At 72.9% G+C, this 3518-nt stretch carries 3 protein-coding genes; all 3 read left to right on the top strand.

Annotated features, from left to right (window positions below):
• Positions 1 to 805 (top strand): thiamine pyrophosphate-dependent enzyme (locus AOK15_RS34645; RefSeq protein ID WP_240508730.1); only part of this gene is annotated, 805 nt, incomplete at its 5' end.
• 11 nt (positions 806 to 816) lie between these two features.
• The gene (locus AOK15_RS34640; RefSeq protein ID WP_055522271.1) at positions 817 to 2337 is read left to right on the top strand and encodes an aldehyde dehydrogenase family protein; all 1521 of its coding nucleotides are present in this window, start codon (positions 817 to 819) and stop codon (positions 2335 to 2337) included.
• Between the two features lie 116 nt (positions 2338 to 2453).
• Positions 2454 to 3248, top strand: a complete 795-nt coding sequence (locus AOK15_RS34635; protein WP_055522270.1) for an SDR family NAD(P)-dependent oxidoreductase — start codon at positions 2454 to 2456, stop codon at positions 3246 to 3248.
• Positions 3249 to 3518 lie beyond the last annotated feature (270 nt).

Raw genomic sequence — 3518 nt, 5'->3', positions numbered from 1 at the left:
CCTCGACCGCCTGCCCTACTTCCCCGAGAAGGCGGTCGAGGCTCTCTCCGGAGCCCAACTCGTCGTGCTGGCGGGGGCCTTGGAACCCGTGTCGTACTTCGGCTACGAAGGGATCCCGAGCCTGCTCGCTCCCCCGGGCACCGTGGAGGTGCTGAGCACTCCGGAGGAGGACGGCGCGCACGCGCTGGAGGTCCTCGCGGACACCCTGGGGGCGCCCGGACCGCCGTCACCCGCCCGGCCGGACGACGCGGGGCTCCCGGACGGGGCGCTGACGCCGCGGTCGGTCGGCCGCATCGTCTCGGCGCTGCTCCCCGAACACGCCGTCGTCTCCGTCGAGGGCGGCACCTGCGGCTACCCCTTCTTCACCGCCTCGTCGCACGCCGCCCGGCACACCACCCTGACCAACACCGGCGGAGCCATCGGGCAGGGCCTGCCCGCCGCCGTCGGCGCCGCGATCGCCGCGCCCGGCCGCAAGGTCGTCGCCCTCCAGTCCGACGGGAGCGCGCAGTACACGATCCAGTCGCTGTGGACGATGGCCCGGGAGCAACTGCCCGTGGTCACCCTCATCGCGTCCAACCGCGTCTACAACGTGCTGCGCACCGAACTCGACCGGCACGGGCAGAGCAGTCCGGGGCCCAACGCCATGGCGCTCACCAGCCTGGACGCGCCGGCCTTCGACTGGCCTTCGCTGGCCCGCGCCTACGGCGTACCCGGCACCCGGGTCGAGACGGGCGAGGCGCTGCGGCGCGCGCTCGGCCGGGCGCTCGCCGCCGACGGTCCCCAGCTCATCGAGATGGCCCTGTGAGAGGAGCCGCCATGCACAGCACAGCAGTCCCGGTCGCGGACGCGGCGGGGGCGGTCGACCGCTTCCTCGCCGAGCCGCGGACCATGCTCATCGGCGGCCACTGGGTCGGCGCCCTCTCCGGCCGCTCCTTCGCCACTGCCGACCCGGCCACCGGCACCGCGCTCACGACCGTTCCCGACGGCGACGCCGCCGACGTCGACCGGGCCGTCACCGCGGCGCGCCGCGCCTTCGACGATCCCGGCTGGCGGCGGATGAGCCCCCTGGAACGGGGCGCGCTGCTGAACCGGGTCGCCGACGTCATCGAGGCGCACGCGGACGAACTCGCCCTCCTGGAGTCGCGCGACAACGGCAAGCCGGTCTCCGTGGCACGCGCGGTGGACGTGGGCACCAGCGTGAAGCTGTTCCGCTACTTCGCGGGCTGGCCGAGCAAGCTGGAGGGCAGCACCATCCCCGTGTCGCCGCGCGGCGGGCTGCGCGTGCTGAACTACACCACGCGGCAACCGGTGGGCGTGGCCGGACTGATCGTGCCGTGGAACTTCCCCGTGTCGATGGCGTGCTGGAAGCTGGCGCCCGCGCTGGCCACCGGCTGCACGGTGGTCCTGAAGCCCGCCGAGGAGACCCCGCTGTCCACGCTGCGGCTCGCGGAGCTGCTCCAGGAGGCGGGGGTACCGGACGGGGTCGTCAACGTCGTCACCGGGCGCGGTGCCTCGGCGGGCGCCGCCCTCGCCGCGCACGACGGGGTCGACAAGATCGCTTTCACCGGGTCCACGGAGACGGGCCGCGCCATCGTCCGGGCCGCCGCGGGGAACCTGAAGAAGGTCTCCCTCGAACTCGGCGGCAAGTCCCCCAACATCGTGCTGCCCGACGCCGCCCCCGAGGCCGTCGCCGAGGCCGCCGCGCAGGCCGTCTTCTTCAACCAGGGCCAGGTCTGCACGGCCGGCTCCCGGCTGTACGTGCACCGCAAGATCTTCGACGACGTGCTGGACGCGGTGGCGGAGCGCGCCCGCGGCATCGTCGTCGGACCCGGCAGCGACCCGGCCACCGAGATGGGTCCGCTGGTCTCCGCGCGGCACCACGAGAGGGTCACCGGGTTCATCGCCGCCGGCCGGGAACAGGGGGCACGGCTCGCCGCGGGCGGTGGGCGGCCCGGACTCGACGCGCCGTACGACGCGGGCTACTTCGTCGAACCGACGGTGTTCGTGGCGCCCGACGACGGTCTGCGCATCGTCCGGGAGGAGATCTTCGGCCCCGTGCTCTCGGCGATGAGCTGGGACGACGTGGACGATCTGGTCGAGCGGGCCAACGACTCGCCCTTCGGGCTGTCGGCCGGCATCTGGACGTCCGACCTGGGCCACGCCCACCGGATCGCCGACGAACTGCAGGCGGGCACCGTGTGGATCAACTGCTACAACCTCACGGATCCCGCGTCGCCCTTCGGCGGCTTCAAGCAGTCCGGCTGGGGCCGCGAGATGGGCCGGACCGTGCTCGACCACTACACCGAGATCAAGAGCGTCTGGGTCAACCTCGGCTGAGACCGAGGTCAACTTCCGGGCGAGCAGTCGGCAGTCGCTCGCGCCGCGTGCCGCCGCACCTCCGCACCCCCTCGTCGTCGTACCCCCTCGTCCCGATCACCTCTGTGGAGCCATGCATGGACCTCGAACTGGATGGCAGGACCGCCATCGTCACCGGCGGCAGCCTCGGTATCGGCCGAGCCACCGCCCGCGCGCTCGCCGCGGAGGGCGCGACCGTCGTCGTCACCGCCCGCCGGCTGCCCCTGCTGGAGCGCACCGCCAAGGAACTGGAGGCGGAGACCGGCGGCCGGGTCGTCCCGCTCGTGTCGGACACCGACGACACCGAGTCCGTACGCGCCATGGTGCGGCGCGTGGCCGACGAGCTCGGTCGCGTCGACATCCTCGTCAACGGCGCGGCGGCCCCGTCCGGGCTGGTGCGCAACGCGGTCGAGGAGGCCGACCCCGAGCTGCTGCTGGCCGACCTCAACACCAAGGTCGTCGGCTACTTCCGCTGCGCGCAGGCCGTGACCCCGCACATGAAGGCGGGCGGCTACGGCCGGATCATCAACATCGGCGGGCTGACCGGCCGTTCCAGCCACGCGCTCTCCGGTATGCGCAACCTCGCCGTCGTCCACCTCACGAAGGTGCTCTCCGACCAGCTCGGCCCGTCCGGCGTCACCGTCAACACCCTGCACCCCGGTGTCGTGGAGACCGAGCACATCCATGAGCTGTACGAGAAGGAGGCCGCCAAGCGCGGCATCACCGCGGCCGAGGTCGAGGCGGACTTCGTCGCCCGTACACCGATCCGCCGGGTGCTGGAGGCGGACGAGATCGCCCAGGCCGTCTGCTTCCTCGCCTCCCCCCGGGCCGCCGCGATCACCGGGGAGTCGCTCGGCATGGACGGCGGCCTCACCCGCGGCATCTTCCTCTGACCGTTCCTGTGGACTGAGCATGAGTGAGCCCGCTCAGCCGCACGCCCCGAACGGTGAACCATCCTCTGGTGGAGCAGGGCCCCGCAAGCCGACGCCGTCCCGGTATCCCAGGTCGCACGACCACGCCAGCCCGATCAGCCCAGGACGCCGCAAGCCCACCAGTAGACGATCACACGATCGAGCCAACTCGGCGTCGTGCGCACTCTGTGCCAAGCAGCCACCACCCCCGGCCGCCGCCACGCACTCCCCGCCCTCTCAACCCCGTCTCCC

Origin of the sequence: Streptomyces ossamyceticus, assembly GCF_001418475.1 — a bacterium.
GTDB lineage: Bacteria > Actinomycetota > Actinomycetes > Streptomycetales > Streptomycetaceae > Streptomyces > Streptomyces ossamyceticus.
The sequence above is the reverse complement of the archived record's forward strand: the minus strand, read 5'-3'. Positions and strand labels throughout refer to the sequence as shown.

Excerpts from the sequence above, each read along its gene's own strand:
- AOK15_RS34640 (WP_055522271.1), top strand. The coding sequence starts at position 817 with ATGCACAGCACAGCAGTCCCGGTCGCGGACGCGGCGGGGGCGGTCGAC.
- AOK15_RS34635 (WP_055522270.1), top strand. The coding sequence starts at position 2,454 with ATGGACCTCGAACTGGATGGCAGGACCGCCATCGTCACCGGCGGCAGC.